The organism is Rhizobium sp. LEGMi-198b (genome assembly GCF_054114205.1).
Genome location: NZ_JBSYVH010000007.1, coordinates 236,741 through 255,518, shown reverse-complemented (window position 1 = coordinate 255,518; position 18,778 = coordinate 236,741). Strand labels below are relative to the sequence as shown.

Annotated in this window: 14 protein-coding genes; 7 read left to right on the top strand and 7 right to left on the bottom strand. The window is 58.4% G+C overall.

Annotated elements, in window-relative coordinates; all coding sequences use genetic code 11:
- Positions 1 to 22: 22 nt before the first annotated feature.
- Positions 23 to 529 carry a G/U mismatch-specific DNA glycosylase gene (gene mug, locus ACXHXG_RS24850; RefSeq protein WP_457901170.1) on the bottom strand — a complete coding sequence of 169 codons (507 nt, stop codon included), beginning with the start codon at positions 527 to 529 and terminating at the stop codon, positions 23 to 25.
- Positions 530 to 813: 284 nt separating this feature from the next.
- Here mug and ACXHXG_RS24845 point away from each other — a divergent pair, with 284 nt between their 5' ends.
- Positions 814 to 2,460: an acetolactate synthase large subunit gene (locus ACXHXG_RS24845; RefSeq protein WP_457901057.1), complete on the top strand. Its 1,647-nt coding sequence runs from the start codon at positions 814 to 816 to the stop codon at positions 2,458 to 2,460.
- 33 nt (positions 2,461 to 2,493) lie between these two features.
- On the opposite strand, the gene ACXHXG_RS24840 is transcribed toward ACXHXG_RS24845, so the two are convergent.
- The gene (locus ACXHXG_RS24840; RefSeq protein WP_457901056.1) at positions 2,494 to 3,870 is read right to left on the bottom strand and encodes an ATP-binding protein; all 1,377 of its coding nucleotides are present in this window, start codon (positions 3,868 to 3,870) and stop codon (positions 2,494 to 2,496) included.
- Complete coding sequence (locus tag ACXHXG_RS24835) at positions 3,867 to 4,589, bottom strand: response regulator (protein WP_104826390.1); 723 nt, start codon at positions 4,587 to 4,589, stop codon at positions 3,867 to 3,869. Before ACXHXG_RS24835 ends, ACXHXG_RS24840 begins: the two co-directional genes overlap by 4 nt.
- A 452-nt stretch (positions 4,590 to 5,041) precedes the next feature.
- On the opposite strand from ACXHXG_RS24835, the gene ACXHXG_RS24830 reads away from it, so the two are divergent.
- Positions 5,042 to 5,659 (top strand): outer membrane protein, encoded by a 618-nt coding sequence (locus tag ACXHXG_RS24830; RefSeq protein WP_260304841.1) that lies wholly within the window; start codon positions 5,042 to 5,044, stop codon positions 5,657 to 5,659.
- A 202-nt stretch (positions 5,660 to 5,861) separates the two neighbouring features.
- On the opposite strand, the gene ACXHXG_RS24825 is transcribed toward ACXHXG_RS24830, so the two are convergent.
- The gene (locus tag ACXHXG_RS24825; RefSeq protein WP_457901055.1) at positions 5,862 to 6,671 is read right to left on the bottom strand and encodes an EF-hand domain-containing protein; all 810 of its coding nucleotides are present in this window, start codon (positions 6,669 to 6,671) and stop codon (positions 5,862 to 5,864) included.
- Positions 6,672 to 7,141: 470 nt separating this feature from the next.
- On the opposite strand from ACXHXG_RS24825, the gene ACXHXG_RS24820 reads away from it, so the two are divergent.
- The gene (locus tag ACXHXG_RS24820) at positions 7,142 to 7,900 is read left to right on the top strand and encodes a hypothetical protein (RefSeq protein ID WP_457901054.1); all 759 of its coding nucleotides are present in this window, start codon (positions 7,142 to 7,144) and stop codon (positions 7,898 to 7,900) included.
- Positions 7,901 to 7,972: 72 nt separating this feature from the next.
- Here the strand turns inward: ACXHXG_RS24820 and fhuB are convergent, their stop codons facing one another.
- From fhuB to ACXHXG_RS24805, 3 genes are read right to left on the bottom strand one after another with little or no spacing between them, the layout of a single operon-like run.
- Positions 7,973 to 9,943: a Fe(3+)-hydroxamate ABC transporter permease FhuB gene (fhuB, locus tag ACXHXG_RS24815; RefSeq protein ID WP_457901053.1), complete on the bottom strand. Its 1,971-nt coding sequence runs from the start codon at positions 9,941 to 9,943 to the stop codon at positions 7,973 to 7,975.
- Positions 9,940 to 10,845 (bottom strand): iron-siderophore ABC transporter substrate-binding protein, encoded by a 906-nt coding sequence (locus ACXHXG_RS24810; protein ID WP_457901052.1) that lies wholly within the window; start codon positions 10,843 to 10,845, stop codon positions 9,940 to 9,942. The genes fhuB and ACXHXG_RS24810 overlap by 4 nt, the downstream gene beginning before the upstream one ends.
- Positions 10,835 to 11,647 carry an ABC transporter ATP-binding protein gene (locus ACXHXG_RS24805; protein WP_457901051.1) on the bottom strand — a complete coding sequence of 271 codons (813 nt, stop codon included), beginning with the start codon at positions 11,645 to 11,647 and terminating at the stop codon, positions 10,835 to 10,837. Before ACXHXG_RS24805 ends, ACXHXG_RS24810 begins: the two co-directional genes overlap by 11 nt.
- 243 nt (positions 11,648 to 11,890) lie before the next feature.
- Between ACXHXG_RS24805 and ACXHXG_RS24800 the strand changes: the two genes are divergently transcribed.
- The 4 genes from ACXHXG_RS24800 (at position 11,891) to ACXHXG_RS24785 (ending at position 18,776) form a co-directional block, all read left to right on the top strand.
- On the top strand, positions 11,891 to 14,050 hold the full coding sequence (locus ACXHXG_RS24800) for a TonB-dependent siderophore receptor (RefSeq protein ID WP_457901050.1): 2,160 nt from the start codon (positions 11,891 to 11,893) through the stop codon (positions 14,048 to 14,050).
- 4 nt (positions 14,051 to 14,054) lie between these two features.
- Positions 14,055 to 14,861 carry a siderophore-iron reductase FhuF gene (gene fhuF / locus ACXHXG_RS24795; protein WP_457901049.1) on the top strand — a complete coding sequence of 269 codons (807 nt, stop codon included), beginning with the start codon at positions 14,055 to 14,057 and terminating at the stop codon, positions 14,859 to 14,861.
- Positions 14,862 to 15,162: 301 nt separating this feature from the next.
- Positions 15,163 to 15,546: a response regulator gene (locus ACXHXG_RS24790; protein WP_104826399.1), complete on the top strand. Its 384-nt coding sequence runs from the start codon at positions 15,163 to 15,165 to the stop codon at positions 15,544 to 15,546.
- A 200-nt stretch (positions 15,547 to 15,746) separates the two neighbouring features.
- A complete protein-coding gene (locus tag ACXHXG_RS24785) occupies positions 15,747 to 18,776 on the top strand; it encodes a PAS domain S-box protein (protein ID WP_457901048.1) in 3,030 nt (1,009 codons plus the stop codon).
- Positions 18,777 to 18,778: the final 2 nt, after the last annotated feature.

Genomic DNA, 18,778 nt, shown 5'->3' with positions numbered 1-18,778 from the left:
ATGGAATTGATTGTGATGCCGGCTAAAGCGCCAATTTCAGCTCGCGGTAGTGTTCCGTCAATCTCGCCAGGTTGAAGGCCCTGTTGAGCCCGCTTGGATTTGGAAGCACCCAGATTGAAACGCCCGCAAATTCGTCCGGCTGCCTGCCCCATTCGACATGCGTTCGGAGGCTGATCGCCGCGTATGCTGCCTTTCCCAGAAAGGCGAGATTTGCCGGTGCGAAGTTTCTTATCTTGCTTTCCAGTGCAGGAGCCGCGTTGACGTAATCGTGGTTCTTGAGCTCACTGGCGCTTTTGGTGGGCCGTGAGACCGCCGATGTCAGGCCCAGGCCATATCTCAGCATCTCGCGCTCTTCGTCCGCCCGCAGCAGGCGGGGTGTAAATCCGGCGAGATGCAATACACGCCAAAAGCGGTTGCTTCGGTTCGAGAAGTTATGGCCGTCCCGAGCAGCGGAGAGGGCTGGATTCAACCCGCAGAAAACCACGGAGAGGCAAGGCGCAAGGATTTCCGCCAGCCCGCCCGCCTGCATTGCTGCGTCGACTGGATCATGCGTGTCCTTGGCTGAAGTATTTTCTTGCATACCAAACTTCGCTTTGGAAATGACGGTGGAGACGCGGTGCGTGCGGCGCCGTCAGCAAGTCTGCCGGCAAATTGTCGTCATTGTGGCAGGCAGCGGCGCCTGGCCTTGCCCTTCAAGCCCGGCGTCAAACTACGATTGGACAGCTTCCCAAAAGAAGCTATCTTCAAGGTCTTCTTCTTCCAATTCGGTAAGCCCCGACCGGTCGATCCACCAACCAGCACGGACATTCATCCATGACCAAAGGCTCTGATCTCTTAGTGGCCGCACTTGAGAATGAAGGTGTCGACCGCATTTTTGGCATTCCCGGCGAAGAGAACCTTGACGTTGTCGAGTCCATCCGCAAATCGTCAATCCAGTTGGTACTCACCCGGCATGAACAGGCAGCCGCCTTCATGGCAGCGACCTACGGCCGCCTGACGGGAAAGCCGGGAGTATGCCTGACGACGCTTGGACCGGGTGCCCTGAACCTTTCGACGGGGGCGGCATATGCGCTGCTCGGTGCGATGCCGATGGTGATGATCACGGGTCAGAAGGGTGTCCTCTCGTCTCGTCAGGCGCGATTCCAGGTGGTCGACGTCGTTGCGTCGATGAAACCGCTTACCAAGCTGGCACGGCAGATCGTGTCACCGCAGATGATCCCCACGATGGTCAGGGAAGCGTTCAGGATCGCGCAGGAAGAAAGACCTGGGCCCGTTCATCTCGAGCTTCCAGAAGACATCGCAGCCGAAGAATGCCCGGAAATGGCGCTCATCGCGCCGCATCAGCTCGAACTGCCGACCGCAAGCGACGCGGCGCTGGACCGCGCCGCCGCTCTTATCACTGCAGCCAAGCGTCCGCTTCTGATGTTTGGAGCTGCAGCCTCGCGCCCCCGCTCGACGTCAGACATCGCGCAATTTGTGATACGAACCCGCATCCCCTTCTTCACGACGCAGATGGGGAAGGGAACGGTTCCGGGCGGTACCGAGCTCTACATGGGCACCGCCGCGCTTTCTGAACGCGATTATGTGCACGAGGCGATCGAACAGGCCGATCTCATCATCACCATCGGCCACGACACAATCGAAAAACCGCCGTTCATCATGGGCAAGGACGGTCCGCATGTGGTCCATGTCGGATATCAGCCCGCCACCGTCGAACAGGTCTATTTCCCGCAAGCAGAAGTTATCGGAGATATCGGCCCATCGCTCAAGGCGCTGGCGGATCGCCTCGAGGGCAAACTGCCGAACGCAGAGGCTCTTCTTCATCTGCGGGAGCGCATTCTCGAACGCATCGCGGCGCGGGCGACGGAAGATCGTTTTACGCCCCAGCGCTTGGTCCATGATATCCGGGAAGTGATGCCGCATGATGGTATCCTTGCGCTCGACAACGGCATGTACAAGATATGGTTTGCCCGCAACTACCGGACGCGGATGGCGAACACGCTGTTGCTGGACAACGCTCTTGCAACCATGGGGGCTGGACTTCCATCGGCGATGGTTGCCTCGATGCTTTATCCCGAGCGACGCGTCATGGCGATCTGTGGCGACGGCGGCTTCATGATGAACTCCCAGGAACTGGAGACTGCCGTCCGGTTGAAGCTCAACCTCGTCATCCTCGTGATCGAGGACAATGCCTACGGAATGATCCGCTGGAAGCAGGCCGTGGACGAGTTCCCGGATTTCGGAATGACGTTCGGCAATCCGGACTTCGTGAAATATGCCGAATCCTATGGTGCCAAGGGAACCAGGGTAGACGCCATCGACCAGTTCAAACAGGCTCTCGAAGATGCATTCTCTGGATCTGGCGTCCATCTGGTGAACGTCCCGGTCGACTACTCGGAAAATGAGCGTGTGCTGGTTAAGGAGCTTCGCGAACGGCTCCCTGCAATATTGGAGGGATGAAATGTCGCTCACCTGAGGGGCGTCAGGCAGACTTCAGGTGATCGAAAATGTGGGGCCGGAGGTTACCGAAAGGCCGCCGGAGCCACTTTCGGGGACAAGAGGAAGAACGATTTCCGCCACCAGACCATTCGGCACTCGATCCAGCAAGGTCAGTTTCCCGCCATGTCCTTTCCTGATGATGCCTTCCGCTGTCGGGAGGCCGAGGCCAAAACCGCCTCCCGCTCCGGTCGTGCGAGCCTCGTCCGCTTTGAAAAAGGGCTCCAGCACCCGGGTCTTGAGCTCATCCGTCAAGCCCGGACCATTGTCGCTCACCCTTATAAATATCCCGTCATCGCCGGCATCCTGCAATTCGATGTCGATTTGCGTCGCATAGCGGGAAGCATTTTCAACCAGATTGGATATCGCTCTCGTAAATGAGGGTCTGCACATATATTTTAGCCGCCGGGGCCCGGAAAACCTGACGTCGATGCCGGTTTCCGAGAAGTCCGTCGCGATTGTCTGCAGCAGGCTGGACAGATCCACTTTCCGAGACGGTACGTTGTGGACCGCGTTTGTGAGAAACGCCAGACTTTCATTGATCATGCCATCCAGTACCGTCAGATCATGGAGCATTTTGCGCTGAAGCTCGGGCTGCTCGCAGCGCTCCACGCGCATTCGCAATCGCGTCAGCGGTGTCCTCAGATCATGGCTGATCGATGTGAGCATTCGCGTTCGACTTTCCGCCATCTGCAAGATCCGGCTTCGCATAATGTTCAGCGACGCGGCAAGGCTTCGAATTTCAGCGCTGCCTTCCGCTACGAACGGCTTTTCCAGGCTATCATCGGTACTTGCGCGTTCCGCCGCCGCCGTAAAGCGGCCCATCGGCCTGGTGATCAGCCAACTGCTGACATAGGCAAGCACGATCAAGGGAATGACAATTTTCAGAACTCCGCTTGCGACCGCGGGAAAGAACCACAAGGATCTTGGGAAGACCGGCATATGGAAAACAAGAGCCCGCTCCTTATCGACCATCACGATGAGAGGAACGGATTTTTCCTTGTCAAAGAGGTGGCGCAGACTTCCGAGGAAATCATCTTCCAGAGCGCGGCGCGTCCTCTGCAGAATGTCGGCCGATGTCGCTTCTGTCTCATCACGCGGAGAGATCTGGCTTACCGGCAGTTTTTCCACCGGGATCTGCAATCTCGCAGCCAAGCTCAAGGCTGCCTCTTCCTCTGCAGGAGATCGTGCGTCTCGGAATTGGTCGACCACACGCTCGATTCGCCCCGCCAGCAAACCAATCGCGATGCCCTTGTCATGACGGCCGTAGATGAACGGCTCGGTCGTCGCAGCAACCACCGAGACGAGAACGATCAGCAAGAGCGCCAGCACGAGAATCTGACTGCGGATGGAAGCCATGCGGAGACTTTTCACGGCAATTTCTCCACCATTGCTGCGAACAGGTAGCCTCCCAGCCGCACCGTCTTGATGAAAGCCGGGTCCTTGAGGTTCGGTTCGATCTTCTGTCGTATCCGGCTGATATGGACATCGATGCTGCGTTCGACCGGACCGGCCGATCCTGCGTGCGTCATGGACAGAAGCTGGTCGCGGGTCAGCACCTTGTTGGGATTGGTGCAGAACGCCCAGAGAAGGTCGAACTCGGCCGTTGTCATCGACACTTCATCGCCTTCAGCGTCGAAGAGCTGCCGGCTGTTGGGATCGATGCGCCAGCCGGCAAAAGTTAGCGGCCCGGACATCTCTTCCTCTCGCCGGGAAAACGATGCTCGGCGCAAAATGCTTTTGATGCGGGCGATTAGTTCTCGGGAGTTGAAGGGCTTGGTGACGTAGTCGTCAGCACCCAATTCAAGTCCAAGGACGCGATCGATATCCTCCCGCCGTGCGGTTAACATCAAAATGGGGATAGACCTCGTTGCCCGCAGACGCATGCAAATGCTAAATCCATCCTCGCCCGGCAGCATGCCGTCAAGAACGATCAGATCGAACCTGTATTGACGGAGCATTTGATCCATCTCGGCGCCATTTGCCACCGCTAAGGCATTGAAGCCGTTGTCTTTGATCAGCTCGACCAGCATAGCTGCGATATCGGCATCGTCTTCAACGATCAGGATATTGGATTGCTCGGAAGGCGCCATTTCAGATACCTTCCCACGGATTCGAGTGAGTGCCTCGAGTCATTTCCGTTTCAGCAATCATTCTGTCTGCGTGGGTCACGCCAACACTCCAACTAAACATTGCCCTCTCGTGGACTGCCGCGATGACGGCACCGTCAATCGCAATATTGATACAGCTCACCGAGTTCCGATGACCGGAAGTTCATAAAGATAGCAAAGGAATTTATGGAGCTGTGTGTGGAAATATTGAGATATGTTACGGAGCTTGCTGATCTCGGTGCCAATCCGTGCGAAATCGCGATCCGGTTCCACATGGTCGAGAAGCGATCGGATAGCCTCTGGATGCGGCCTCGCAACATAACTTAACATCAAAAGACACTCCGCAATATCGGCCTGGAGCATGGTGCATCGTCACGAGCGGGTCGAGCGTTTCGCATCGCCCTCTCTCTTGCAAAATAAGATGGGGCATCTCCATGCATTTCAGAATATTCGCTTTCGGCGCCGTCGTTCTCTCCCTGGCCACGCCGGCCATGGCTGCCGATATGACCTTGCAGCAGTCTGCGCCGCAGCCGGAGCAGCAGAACTATTCGACCTTTAACTGGTCCGGTTTCTATATTGGCGCCCAGGGAGGATATACTTGGAATAAAGCGACCTATTTGGGCTTGGACCAGAATATCAACAGCGGATCGGCTGGAGCTCATGCCGGCTATAATTTTCAGCACGGAAACATAGTTTACGGCATCGAGAACGACTTCAACTACAACTTCGAAAAAGGCAAGGAAGCAAATCTCGAATGGGATGCCTCCGGCCGTGCCCGTGTGGGCTACGCGCTGGATCAAAATCTGGTTTTCGCGACGGCTGGTCTTGCAGCGGCAGGCGGCAAGGTCGATGTCCCCGGAGCCGGCAAAAAGGATGATATCCTGATCGGCTGGACGGCAGGTGGCGGCATCGAGCACGCGTTCACCGACAATATCCTCGTGCGTGCCGAATACCGTTATTCTGATTTCGGGAACAAGGATTTTGGCTCTGAAATCGGAAAAGTCAGCGCCGACCAGCAAAAGATTACCTTCGGTGCAAGCTACAAGTTCTGAGAGAACTGCTCGGAACACTTTCTAGCCGCTGCTTCGCCCAGTTGCCGTGGGCGAAGACGGTAGAAATCAAGCTGCCGGTTAAAGGCACGCAAGCGTTCATAAAAGAACTGCCGGCAAACTTGAGCGCGAAGGTGATAACCTCACTGCTCAAGTTGCCGACAGATAGAAACGACCGAGTTTAAGCCGCTGCCGTCATTTTTGATCAGACGGTAAGCAGGTCGCTCGTGGTGTCGTCCTGGTAGTTCGAGCTAAACAGCGAGCCGAAATCGGGAAGCTGCGGTGGCTGCGCCTTCATCGAGCTCTCAAGCTGGCTCTCCGTCAGAGAACCCGAGCTTGTCGTATCCAGACTATCGAACAGGGTTGTCGCTTGCTCCTCGCTCACGTCGGACGGACGTGCGGCGACGAATTCCGCTTCGCTGACGCTGCCGTCACCATCCGTATCCATTGAGGTGAACATGCTGGAGATCTCGCTGTCATCAGGCGTTTCCCCGGAAGGCGGTGGCGGCGGCGGTTCATTGGACTGCATTGCGCTTGCCAACTGGTCTTCCGTCAACGATCCGGTGTTGCTGGTATCAAAGCTTTCAAACAGCGTCGTAGCCTGATCCTCGCTTACATCGGACGGACGTGCGGCGACGAATTCGGCTTCGCTGATGCTGCCGTCACCATCCGTATCCATCGCGCTGATCATGTCGCTCTGGCTGCCATTCGGGCCGGCAGACTGTTGAGTAGCCGAGGAGGTGCTGCTGGAGCTGTCATCCGAGTCCGACGAGGAATCGTCGCCGGAAGCGCCCGACTGCAGGTTGAGCATCATGTTCATGAGCTGCGCAACCAGTTGCTCGGCCGACGATGTCAGGGACTGATCGTCCGTCGAAGAAGAAGAGGACGACGAGCTTTTGCTGGACGAACTGCTGCCCAGAATCGACGCGATCGAATCGTCCGACGAGGAAGATGTCGAGCCGGATTTTTGATATTGGTAATAACTATTTGATAAGACGGATGTAATGCTCGTCAAGGGGGCCTCCAGATGCGAGCGTTGACATGGACTCCGGGTTTTTACGCTTACTGATGCTACTCTTGGCGCCGTGCTGCGTTCGATGAACGCGGTAGCGCATCTTTCGAGATCAATGCAGACGGATACCAAATACTGGAGGCTAAACTTGTTCAGGGTCCTCGTTTGCGCGACTGCGCGACCGGAAGACGGATGAAAAGATAAGCCACGACAGTTGCCGCCATCATGGCGTCTTTGGCAGTCCACGTTCTCGTCTGGTACTCCCCAACGGCCTGAACCTGCACAGGAAAACTTGCGCGAACCTTGTAAAGTCCCGCCGGCACGCCCGTTTCCACCTCCACGAGAGGGAGGACCACATCAGATTGCCAAGCCGAGTTTTCGGGAAACAAATTTCAATAATTCGGTACACACAGAAACATCGAATCTCCCTAGATTCCGTGCGGCATGCGCGGCGGAAAAGGGATATTTGGCGAATGACGGAAAATCGGCTTGTCTTCATAGCCACCCCTTGTTTCGGGGGCATGGTCGCCAAGGACTATATGCAATCCATCATTTCCCTGATGCAGGTCGGCGGGCAGTTTGGCGTGCAATTGACGCTGGCGCTGCTCGGCAACGATGCGCTGATCACCCGCAGCCGCAACACGCTCGTCTCGCATTTTCTCAATGATACTGCGGCGACTCATATGCTGTTCATCGATGCGGACATCAGCTTCGAACCGGAGCAGGTGATGCGGCTGCTGGATGCCGACAAGGATGTGGTCGCCGCCATGTATCCGATCAAGGACTACGACTGGGGCAATGCCGCCAAGGCGCCCTTGCGGAACGCTGAAACTCTGGCGGAAGCGGCATTGCATTATGTGGGCACCCCGCTGACCGCTCCCTACGCTGAATGGGACGGCGATTTCGTCACCGCGATCTATGCCGGCACCGGCATGCTTCTCATCAAGCGCGCCGTCATCGAAAAAATGATCGCCGCCTATCCCGGCCTGCGCTACGACGCGATCCACGCCTATCCCGGCACCAAACGCTCGCCGACCACGCAATATGCGCTGTTTGAATGCCTTATCGAGGAAGAAACCGGCATCTATCTCAGCGAGGACTTTGCCTTCTGTCATCGCTGGCGTGCTCTTGGCGGAGAGATCTGGCTCGATACTGGCAGCAAGCTCAGCCACACCGGCGCCCATCGTTTCGCCGGCAATCCTCAGCCGCGCTACGAAACCCTAAAGGCCTGAAGAAGCGGGACTTGCGATAAATCGCTGAACGATCCGTCGACTAACCCCATGTCTGGCCGGCAATGAGGTCGGTCAGCTCTTCCTTCGCAGCATCATCATAAGAAAAGGCGCGCCGACGAGGGCCGAGACGAGGCCGGCGGGTATCTGGTATGGCCAGACGATGGTGCGGCCGATGAAGTCGGCAAGGACCATCAGCGCGCCGCCGATGGCAGCCGCCCCCGCCATTTGTGGGAGCGCGCGGACAAGCCCCGCTTCCCGCGCCAGATGGGGCCCCATAAGGCCGACGAATGTCAGGGGACCGACGCTCAATGTTGCCGCTGCACTCATCAGCCCGGCAAGGCCGAAGAGCAGGAAACGGGACTTGCGGACCGGAATACCGACGGCGAGCGCCGGCGATGGACCGAGCGGCAGGATATCAAGCCAGCGCCGGGCAAGGAAAGCCGCCGTGGTCAGAATTGCGGCCGCGATGGTAACGGTCGCGGCGGAACGGCCGTCGACGCCGTAGGTCGAACCGCTCATCCAGCGCATCAGGAGGACGGCGCGCGGATCGCCCGTAGAGCTCAGGACACCGACAATGGCATCGACCATGGCGCTCAGGGAGATGCCGGCAAGGAGGACACGCTCCGGCGCCAGTCCCGTGCGCATGGAGCTGAGGAGAATCACGGCCAGAACGACAAGCGCGCCAATGGCCGCGAAGGTCAATTGTCCGGCAAGGCCCGGAACGAAGACGAAGACGGCGATAGCGACGCCGAAGGTCGCGCCCGCGCTGATGCCCAGGACTTCCGGGCTCGCCATCTCATTGCCGGTGATTCTCTGGAGAATGACGCCCGCGACGGCGAGCATTGCGCCGGAGGAGAGAGCGGCAAAGACCTTAGGCAGCCGCATCGGGATAATCTCGCCAAAGAGCGCCGCATGCGGCAAGCCCCAGCTTCCATCGATGCCGCGTCCAACGAATACTGCGACGACGAGCGCCACAAGCAACAGGCAGAGTGCGACGGCAAGCGTGTTCGTTCCGGCCGGTGCCCATGAACGCGCGCGTTCTTTCATCTGCAACGCCCGATGCCGGACCTTCAGCCGGGGAAGCAGCAGTAAAAGCAGCGGCGAGCCGAAGATCGCCGTCACCGCGCCTGTGGGCAAGAATTCTCCCAATTCACCAGCAACGAGCTGGATGGAGGCGTCGGCAATCAGCAACAGCCCGGCGCCGATCAAAGGCGACCACAACAGCAATTGCTGCGGTCGCCGCGCCCCGGAAAGCCGGGCAATCGTCGGCGCGACCAGACCAATGAAGCCGATAACCCCGACCGCGCTGGTTACAATTGCGGCAAGCGCGACCGCACCACCAACGACGATAAAGCGCAGCCGGACAAGGCGAACCCCGAGGGCCGATGCCGTGCCTTCGCCGAGATCGAGAAGAGAGAGCGGCCGCATGACGAGCGCGCAGATAATGGCGATGATCGCCGTCTTCCAGAGAAGCGACACTGGAATGACCCAACTCTGCTGCGCAAGCGATCCCGCGCCCCAGATGAAGAGGCTGACGAGATAGCGCTCGTTCAGAAGGGTGAGGATCGCCGACAGGGCGCCGCACCAAAGACTGATGACGAGACCCGACAACACCAGCGAAAAGGGTGAGAAGCCGCGCCGCGCCCCAAGGCTCATGACGATGCAGGCGACGACCGCGCTTCCCCCGAGCGCGACCAGATCCCGGCCTAGCCCTAGCAAGCCCGGAAAGAACAAGGTCGTGACGACCAGCGCCAGATTGGCACCGGCGGAAATTCCGAGCGTTGTCGGATCGGCAAGGGGATTGCGCAGAACCTGCTGGAGGAGAGCGCCGGCCAGCGAAAGCGCCGCGCCGGCGAGCAGCGCCGTCGCAAGGCGAGGGAGCGTCGAATAGAAAAGGACCATTCTCGGCACGTCATAGCCAGCCTGGCTTTTCACTTCGAGCGAATGGATGACGAGGAGCCACGACAGGAGAGCGCCTGCGCCGAGAAGCACCAGCGCCACGATTGCGGGTCCGAATGCGAACCTTCCAAAAATCCTGTTCATTCCTTGGGATCCAAAAGGTCGGTCAACAGGCGGGCGAACCGCATCGCCTCATTGACCATGCCGAACATCAACGCAGGGGGAAGGATTGAGAGATGTCCTGGCCGGGCAAACGGCAGGCTTTGCCAAAGGGGGCTTTGCATGATTTTAGGCAGGACATCAGCAGGTATCGGCTCGAAGGCTACTAGACGCGCATCGGGATCGGCAATGCGGGAAAGGTTCTCGATCGCGATCGTCTGGAAGCCCCAATAGTTCGATTCCTCGGTCCAGGCGTTTCGCACGCCGATGCGCTCGAGAACGTTATGATAGAGACCCGGGCTCGCATAGATTCGAGCATGGCGCGCGTCCATGAAGTTGACGAGCGCTACGGGAGGAGGGGATTTCGCGGCAAGACGGGCGTGGCATTCGGCGAAGAAAGCATCCGCATGCGCGAGAAAACCTTCTGCCTCCGCTTTCCGGTCGATCGCAGTCCCGAGTTTTCTTGTCGCCGCGATGGCCGCCGGCAGTATCGGGCCAATACCGGGCGCGTAGATCTCGAGGCGGACGACCTTTGCGACCTGCTTTAGCTTCGGCAGGAGTTCGTCGAGATAGGGTGTCGTCAGAATGATATCCGGCTTGAGGGCAACAAGGAGTTCGAAGTTGACCTCCCACGAGCTGCCGAGGTTCACGACGGACGGAGGCATTGCCGGCTCGACCACCCATTTATCCCAATCGGCAAGATCGGAAACTGCCAGCGGAACGACGCCAAGCGACAGAAGCGTCGATGCGAGACCGTAGTCGAGGCTGACGATTCGCGGCGCGGATTGCGCAAGAACCGGCGCGTTGCCCGCGACCGCCACGGCCGCCATTGCTCGCAGCAGGGCCCGACGTGAGAACGCGGAAAGAGAAATGGAATCAGCAGGCATAGGCGAGCGGATAGCCGGTCTTCGGCGCGGCGATGACATCCATGTCGATGCCGTAGATTTCCTGCAGTCGCTCACGCATCAGGATCTCGTCCGGCTTTCCGCTGGCGACGACGCGACCACGTTTCAGTGCGCAGATGCGATCGCAGAAGCGAGCAGCCATGTTGATGTCGTGAAGGACGATGATCACGCTGAGGCCTTTTTCATGGGAGAGCCTGCGCACCAGCGACAGAACCTCGATCTGATGGGCAATGTCGAGAGCTGCGGTCGGCTCATCCAGCAATAGGCACTCGGTATCCTGCGCGACCAGCATCGCGAGCCATGCTCGCTGCCGTTCGCCGCCGGAAAGCGTTGCCACGGTGCGGTCGGCCAGAGGTTCGAGATGCGTCAGGGCAAGCGCTTGCTCCACCTTTTCCCCATCTGTCCTGGAGAAGCGCCCAAGAGGGCCATGCCAAGGATAGCGCCCACAGCGCACCAGCTCCCGAACCGTCATGTCGGCGCTGGCGCTCACATCCTGCGGCAGATAGGCGACCGAGCGCGCAAAGGCGCGTTCCGGAAATGACCTGATATCCCGCCCGGCATAGCTCGCCGAACCCGCCGTCGGCAGGATCTGCCGGCCGAGGATTTTCAGCAGGCTGGATTTTCCCGAACCGTTATGCCCGACAAGCGCGACGAACTCACCTTTTGGAAACGACAGATCAACATCGCTTAGAATGTCGTTTCCGTCGATCGAAAGCCGAATGCGATGCGCTGCGAACGCCTCGGTCGAGGCAGTTGCGCCAGCTATGTCGTTGTGATTTTCCACGTGTCGTCCCTCGCGGCAAGGTGCTTGTCGGTACTAAAGATGACTTGTGTTATCAAGTATTATTTTCTGCCTCTGCGATCCCTGCTTAGCACGTCTCGCCTGCCTTTTCAGCGAAGCGTGGGGCATTGGATTTTTAAGTTGACTCTTTTGGTTATGTTTATATTTTGCGCGCAACGCAGGTGGATCGCCGGGGACCGCTGCTCCGCTGCGTGACCAGAAAATGACAGACAGGAGTGGCTTTGCATGGTGATCATCCGGCAGGCAGGATTTCGCGCGTCCTTAAACTGCGCGGATGGGCGTCGTGTAACGAAACATCTGATTGCCAGCAGTGCTTTGACAGCCGTTTCCTTGGCCTTGGCGCCGGCGGCTTGGGCGCAGGATTCCGCAACCGAACTTCCGAAGATCGTCGTGGTCGGCAAGTCCAACCGCGCAATTGGCCCTGATGCCACCATCGTTGCCAAGGAGACGACCACCGGCACCAAGACGGACACGCCGATCATCGATGTCCCGGCGGCCGTTTCGGTCGTAACGGAAAAGGAACTTGAAGAGCGCCACGTCGATAACCTGCAACAGGCCGTGGCCTACACGGCAGGCGTCCTCTCCGACGAGTTCGGCAATGACGACCGTTATGATTATTTCCGTATTCGCGGCTTCGACCAGACGGCGCTCGGCACCTATCGCGACGGTCTCGCGGCCCGCGTTCCCGCCTGGTATACGGCGAGCCGCCTGGAGCCCTATGGCCTGCAGCGCGTGGAAGTACTGAAGGGATCGACCTCGACGCTTTTTGGTCTCAACGCTCCGGGTGGTCTCATCAATGCGATCACGAAGCGGCCGCCAGAGGAAAAGCAGGGTGAAGTCTACACATCCTTCGGCGACGGAACCAAGGAGGTCGGGACCGACTTCGGCGGGCCGCTCGATGCCGACGGCGTTTGGAGTTATCGGTTTACGGCGCTCGCCAAGGATGGAGACCTTGGCTGGGACTATTCCAAGGATGATCGTCTCTATATCGCGCCGGCTCTGACCATCAAACCCGAGGAAGGAACGTCGCTCACCATTCTGACCGACTACTACAAGCGGAATGGAACCGGCGCGCGCGGTTTTCCGGCCGGTGCCAACCTCAACATCAATACCTTCCTGGGCGAACCGGATTTCAATCGCTTCAATACCCGCCAAAGCGATATCGGCTACCAGTTCGAGCACGACATCAGCGATGGCTTGACCTTCCGCTCCAATGCCCGCTACACGCATCTCAGCCTCGACTATGCCGAGGTTTATGGAGCCTCCCTTGATCCGACCGCCGACCGGCAGGCCTTCTCGGTGGATGGCTTGTCGAACCGCTATGTGATCGACAACCAGCTTCAATACGATACGGGTTGGAATGCCTTCGACAGTAAGACGCTTGTCGGCATCGACTACGCCAACGACAACACCCGCGAAAACATCCAATATGGCACAGCCGGGCCGATCGACATCTACAATCCGGTCTACTGCGGTCTCTCCTGCATTAATCCCAATCCCTTCGTAAACTGGCGCGTCAAGCAGCAGGCCGTCGGGCTCTATGCGCAGGAGCAACTGACCTTCGACGATCGCTGGATCGCCACGCTTGGCGGGCGCTGGGACCATGTCCACACGACCGCGGATTACGTTGACCTCGGCACTAGGGACGACAATACCGAATCCGCATTCACTAAGCGCGCCGGACTGACCTACAAGATCAATTCCAATCTTGCCGCCTATGTGAATTATTCTGAAAGCTTCCAGCCTCTCGTGACGCCATCCGCCAATGGCTATGCATTGAGCGGTTCGCTCAAGCCTCAGCGGGGCGAGCAGTATGAAGTCGGCTTGAAATATCAGCCCGACAATTTCGATGGACTATTCAGCGCTGCCCTGTTCGATCTGACGCAGACCAATGTGCCGACCTACGTGACGCCGCTCATTCAGGAGCAGATCGGCAAAGTGGGCGTGCGCGGCATCGAGCTGGAGGGCAAGGCGGCCCTGAACGATCGTGTCAACCTGACGCTGGCCTATTCCTACTGGGATGCTGAGATCCGTGAGGATGGAACGGGCGGAAATATCGGCAACAGGCCACAGCGCGTCCCGAAACATCTTGCCTCGGCCTGGCTCGACTACACCATCCCCGGCGAAGGGCAGCGCGGCGATCTGACCCTCGGCGGCGGTGTCCGCTATATCGGGCAGACCTATGGCGACGACGCCAACACGGTCTCCGTCGGGGGATATACCGTGTTTGACGCGGCGGTCAGCTACAACGTGACCAAGAACGTCAAGCTTGCGGTCAACGCCACAAATCTCTTCGACCGCAAGTATGTCGCGACCAGCTACTATGGGACCGAGTACTACGGCGATCGACGCAAGGTCATTGGAACACTGAAATATACTTGGTGAGACATTGAGCGAGCGATTGAATTCCGCCCAAGCCTCATCGAAGCAACCGATACCGTCCGCATCAAAGGATGCGGACGGCGAGCGCGATCTCGGTGCGCTGTTGGTCCACCATGGCGGAGAGAAATACGGTTTCTGCCGCTGGAAATTCTTGCTGGACGCGCCGGCAGGCTGCGATGTCATCGCGTGCTCGGCGCTTTGCGAAGCAGATTGCTTCAACAGCATCATCGACCGATACGGGGCGAAATTTTTGCCGGCCGATCGCCGCGCCATCGTGTCGCTCTGGACCCTTTATTACTTCAGCATCTTGACCATCAACACGGCGCTCGCATGGCTCGAGCTACGACGCTGTCTGCCGGTCTCGCTTGACGAGGTCTCGCTATGCCTCGACCGGGAAACGGCAACGCCGGTATCGTTTCTTCTGCCCAATCTCGGACAGGTGCGGGAACTCGACATACACGCCGCAATGAGACCCCTTGTGCGGCAGCACATAGAACCCTTGGCCAATGCGATTTCCCATCATGCCCATCTAAGCGGCAAGCTGCTCTGGGGAAATGCGGCTGGCTATCTCGATTGGATCATCGATGAAACGGGCCGTCAAAGCGCTCCCGCATTGGCTGAGGAAGGGGCGCCGCTGTTTTCCGATCCCACGTTTCCTGATGGCGAGAAGAACCCGTTATGTGGTACCCTGCGCAGCATGCAGGACGAGAGTGGCCTTCCATTCAAACGCCGCAAAGTCTGTTGCTTGCGCTACTGCCTTCCGGATATCGGCGGATGCGGTCTTAGCTGTCCGCTGCCGCAGGGAAGGCAATAGACCGGAAGCAACATTGCCGCCTGCACCGTTGCGATAGACTGAAGCCGCCCCAAAACCATGCTTCCCCGTGGCGATATAAAGGTGGCATTGTGGAGGACGTGCGTCTGGTCGACCGGCAGTTCGGCATCACCGCCGTCCGAAAGCGCAGCACAAAGATTTACGTCAGCCGGCAGTCATATCTGCAACAGCGCCGTTCCTGCGTGAAACCGACGCAAGGGAGCTGCCCCGACCGATGAAATGCTTCCACAAATGGAAAAGCGGCGGGCAGCACCTAGATAATTATGGAGGAGGAGTATGCACTATGAACGTGTTGATTGTCGAAGACGAGGGACTCGTCGCCCTCCAACTTAAGAAAATAGCGGCCGATGCCGGGTTTTCGGTTCTCGGCCCGGCATCCGGCGTTGAGCAGGCGTTGGCCTATGCCAGACGCGCCGATATTGCCTTGGTCGATGTCGGCCTTTCGGAGGGAAAAAGCGGCCCCCAGCTCGCCCGCCGACTGATCGATCGCTTTCATACAACGGTTATTTTCGTAACCGGAATACCCGAGGCGATCCGGCAGGGATTCGGCGGCGCCTTTGCGATTATTCCAAAGCCGTTCAGCGATAAGCAAGTTGCCGACGCCCTGGGTCGTGCCCGCGACATGCGGATGAGGGGAGAAAATCAAATCACGCCTCACGGGGCATGAAGCTGAACGGAGGACGATTGGTTCGACCAAATGCTTCGACGATCAGAAAGATGGTCGAAGGTCGCTCCGCTGATGTCGCCTGAACCTGATGACCGTATTTGGGAATTTGCTTCCGCGGTGACCGGTGGCGTCAATGGAACCTTTCAACGGTATCGGCATTATCGTCGTTATTCTGCCTATATGGGGGGATGGCGATGAGCATGGAATCAAATTCAGCGCCAGCCTCGGCAAATTTCCTCTCCTTTGTTGGAAATCCAACGGCATTGCAGGTCAGCCAGGACTTCATCGAAAGGCTGCCCGTGGCAATTTACGCCTGCGATGCCGACGGTCGTATCCTCTGGTTCAATTCACTTGCCGCTACTTTATGGGGCCGCTCGCCTCTCATCGGCGATGACAGTGAGAAATATTGCGGCTCATACCGCCTTTACACGGGCGGCCGGCGAATTCGTCGGGACGAAACACCGATGGCAACCGTGTTGCGCACCCGCGCTCCGGTGCATGGTGTCGAAGCAAGAGTCGAGCGGCCTGACGGCTCCTCCATCTGGGCCATGGTTCACATCGACCCGGTGGAAGACGAGACAGGCAAATTGATCGGCGCCATCAACTGTTTCCACGAAACCACAGCCCTTCATAACGCGAACGAAGATCTCTCCGAATTTTTTGAGAACAGCGCCGTCGGTCTGCATGTCGTAGCCGATGACGGAGTGATACTCCGCGCCAACCAGGCCGAACTCGCCATGCTTGGCTATGCCGAAGGCGAATATGTTGGCCACAATATCAAGGACTATCATCTCGATCCGTCAGTCATCGGTGACATTCTCGATTGCCTGCGCAATCACCGGCCGATCAGCCAGTATCCCGCCAAGTTGCAGGCAAAGGATGGCTCGGTCCGCCATGTATTGATAACGTCGAACGGCCGCGCCCGCGATCGGAGAGCAACCGGCACACGCTGCTTTATGATCGACGTCACCGATCGGGCCGAAGCCGAGGCTCTTCTCCACGAGCAGGAGCGCAGGCTTGCAACCACTTACGAGCATGCCGGTAGCGGCATCGCAGAGATCGATGCCGGCGGGCGACTATTGCGCGTCAACTTGCGGCTTTGTGAATTGATGGATTTGACCGCCGACCAGCTCATCGGCCGGTCGATCTTTGACGAGACGTTTTCTGAGAATGTCGAGCATGATCGTGAGCAGTTCCAGCGTCAGGTTGCAGGCATCATCGATCGATATTCCGTCGAGAAGCGGATTTTACGAAAGGATGGCAGCTCCTTCTGGACCTCGGTTACCTCATCGAGCGTTCGCGACGCGGACGGACGCTTTCTCTATGCGGTGCGCGTCCAGCACGACATAACCGAGCGCAAGCAGGTGCAGGAGGAGCTCGCCGCCCGCATCCAGGAGCAGGCGGCACTCTACCGGCTCACAGACAGGTTGCAGCATGCGCGATCCCTTGGTGATGTCTACGAACTGGCTCTGGATGCCATTCAAGAGGCGTTGCGGTGCCAACGCTCATCGATCCTTTTGTACGACAGCGCCTCGATTTTGCAATTCGTGGCTTGGAGGGGGTTGTCCGACGCCTATCGCACGGCTGTCGAAGGCCATTCGCCTTGGAAAGCGAATGAGGAAAATCCGCAGCCCATCTACATTGCGGACATCAGGCGGGCAGCGCTCCCGGAATCTTTGAAGAAAACCATACTCGCTGAAGAGATACGGGCTATGGCCTTCATTCCCCTGCTGGATAGTGGAAAGCTTGTCGGGAAGTTCATGGCATATTTCGATAAACCGCATGTCTTCACGAACGGGGAGATCGACATAGGGTTGGCGCTCGCGCGTCAGCTTGCTTTCGGCATCGAGCGAATGCGGGCTCAGAAGGCGGCGCAGCATTTGGTCTCGATCGTCGAATCCTCGCACGATGCGATCGTGAGCAAGAATCTTGATGGCATAATCACCACCTGGAACCGCAGCGCGGAACGGCTGTTCGGCTATGCCGCCAACGAGGTGATCGGCAAATCGATCACCATTATCATTCCGCCGGACCGGATGGATGAAGAGACGGAAATTCTAAGGTGCATCCGCACCGGCGAAATGATCGATCACCTCGAAACCGTGCGACGGCGCAAGGACGGCAGCCTTGTGGATATTTCGCTGACCATATCCCCGGTCCGCGACGCCAAAGGGCGGATTGTGGGAGCCTCCAAGATCGCCCGCGACATTACCGAGCGCAAGGAAGCGGAGACCAGGATTCGAGCGAGCGAACGGCAGCTTCAGGATCTCCTGGCAGCCATTCCGGCGGCGATCTATACGACGGACGCACGGGGTAAGATCACATATTTCAATCAGGCGGCGGTGGAGTTCGCCGGCCGCACTCCGACGCTCGGCAGCGACGCGTGGGCTATCAGTTGGAAGCTCTATTGGCCGGACGGAAAGCCGCTGCCACATGAAAAGTGCCCCATGGCGATCGCCCTCCGAGAGAAGCGGGCAGTGCGCGGTGTCGAAGCCGTGTCGGAGCGGCCCGACGGCACGCGTGTTCCGTTCATTCCCCACCCGACGCCGATATACGACGCGGATGGCAATATTGTCGGCGGCATCAACATGCTGGTGGACATCAGCGAGCGCAAGCAAGCCGAAACACAGCAGAGAATGCTGCTCAATGAACTCAACCATCGGGTCAAGAACAACATGCAAATGCTGCAGTCTTTGCTTTCAAGCGCCGCAAGGCGCAGCCAGAGCGAAGAGGCGCGGCAAATCCTCGAGGATGCGACAGGCCGGATCAGCGCGATGGCGGCTGCCCAACGCGTCTTGTACGATACGATCGATGCGACCCAATTCAGTCTGCCGCAGTTTCTGGATGCGGTCTGCTTTGCCGTGCAGCAGACCCTGCCATCATACGCAACAATTACCCGCAGGGCCGATGCCGGCGAGCTTCCCAATGACGCCGCCATGCCACTTGCGCTGATTATCAACGAGCTGGTCACCAATGCCTTCAAGCACGGTGGTGCCGCCGATGCTGATTTTAACGTTCGGGTCTCGCTGCTTCAGGAAGGGGAGGCCGACGTTCTCTCCGTTGAGGATGACGGACCGGGTTTCGAACTGAGTTCGGTGCGTCACAGATCATCCGGCCTTCGGCTGGTTGAAGGCCTTGCCCGCCAGCTCGGCGCCACTTTCACCGTAAGCTCAGGTTCGCCAACGCGCTGCAGTGTCGCGTTTTCGCGAATGGCTGAGAGGCAGGGCTGATC

Coding starts and splice junctions, on each gene's coding strand:
- mug (WP_457901170.1), bottom strand. CDS start 529: ATGCAGGCGGGCGGGCTGGCGGAAATCCTTGCGCCTTGCCTCTCCGTG.
- ACXHXG_RS24845 (WP_457901057.1), top strand. CDS start 814: ATGACCAAAGGCTCTGATCTCTTAGTGGCCGCACTTGAGAATGAAGGT.
- ACXHXG_RS24835 (WP_104826390.1), bottom strand. CDS start 4,589: ATGGCGCCTTCCGAGCAATCCAATATCCTGATCGTTGAAGACGATGCC.
- ACXHXG_RS24830 (WP_260304841.1), top strand. CDS start 5,042: ATGCATTTCAGAATATTCGCTTTCGGCGCCGTCGTTCTCTCCCTGGCC.
- ACXHXG_RS24820 (WP_457901054.1), top strand. CDS start 7,142: ATGACGGAAAATCGGCTTGTCTTCATAGCCACCCCTTGTTTCGGGGGC.
- fhuB (WP_457901053.1), bottom strand. CDS start 9,943: ATGAACAGGATTTTTGGAAGGTTCGCATTCGGACCCGCAATCGTGGCG.
- ACXHXG_RS24810 (WP_457901052.1), bottom strand. CDS start 10,845: ATGCCTGCTGATTCCATTTCTCTTTCCGCGTTCTCACGTCGGGCCCTG.
- ACXHXG_RS24800 (WP_457901050.1), top strand. CDS start 11,891: ATGGTGATCATCCGGCAGGCAGGATTTCGCGCGTCCTTAAACTGCGCG.
- ACXHXG_RS24790 (WP_104826399.1), top strand. CDS start 15,163: ATGAACGTGTTGATTGTCGAAGACGAGGGACTCGTCGCCCTCCAACTT.
- ACXHXG_RS24785 (WP_457901048.1), top strand. CDS start 15,747: ATGGAATCAAATTCAGCGCCAGCCTCGGCAAATTTCCTCTCCTTTGTT.